The sequence below is a fragment of the Acidovorax sp. KPB24-03 genome (assembly GCF_057546605.1).
In genome coordinates this window covers 1-710 of sequence record NZ_BAAJYR010000871.1, presented here as the reverse complement: position 1 = coordinate 710, position 710 = coordinate 1, and the positions used below count along the sequence as shown (strand labels likewise).

The 710-nt window shown below is 75.2% G+C and carries 1 protein-coding gene; it reads right to left on the bottom strand.

Going from position 1 to position 710, the window contains the following annotated elements:
- The coding region (locus AC27KI_RS26545; RefSeq protein ID WP_487116864.1) for an alpha/beta hydrolase at positions 1-614 on the bottom strand (614 nt) is incomplete at its 3' end.
- Positions 615-710: the final 96 nt, after the last annotated feature.

The following is a 710-nucleotide window of genomic DNA, read 5'->3' as shown; positions in this document are numbered from 1 at the left end:
TTCAGCAGCGCCACCAGGTGCGCGCCCGCCGAATGGCCCATGAGCACGGTCCGGGTGCCGTCGGCCCCCCACTGCGCCGCCCGCTGCTGGACCGTGGTGAGGGCCGTGGCCACGTCGTGCGCCTGCAGCGCCACGCCCGTGTCCGGCAGCAGCCGGTAGTTGACCGACACCAGCACGAAACCGAGCGGCACCCAGCGCGCCACCTTCTCCTGCACCACGCGCTCCATGGCCTTGTCGCCCGTGCGCCACGCGCCGCCGTGGACCATGAAGAGGATCGGCGCCCGTGGCCCGGCGGCCGGCCGCGCGGAGTCGGGCGGCAGGTACACGTCCATGCGTTGCAGCGGGTCGTTGCCGTAGGGCACCTCGAAGAGGCGCTGCACGCCTTCGGGCAGCCGCGAAATGCTGCGGGGGCTCTGCTCTCCCAGCCACCCGACGGTCTTCAGGCCCCCGCCCCCGGCCCAGCGCCCCTGCCAGGGCCCCTGGGCCTGCGCCGGCAAGGCCCATGCGGCGCCGGCCAGCAGCAGCGCGGCCACGAGCGGGTGGCGCAGCCCAAGGGGCGCAAGGCGGTGGGACGGCGAGTGGGCGGCGGTATGGGCGGGGGCGTGGGCGGTCATGGCATCGGACTCCTGGGAGGACAGTGGCGGTTGGGTGGGGCGCCGTGCGCGGATCGCTGCGCCCTCGCCGCCACTGTGCCGCGCCACCGTTCCAAA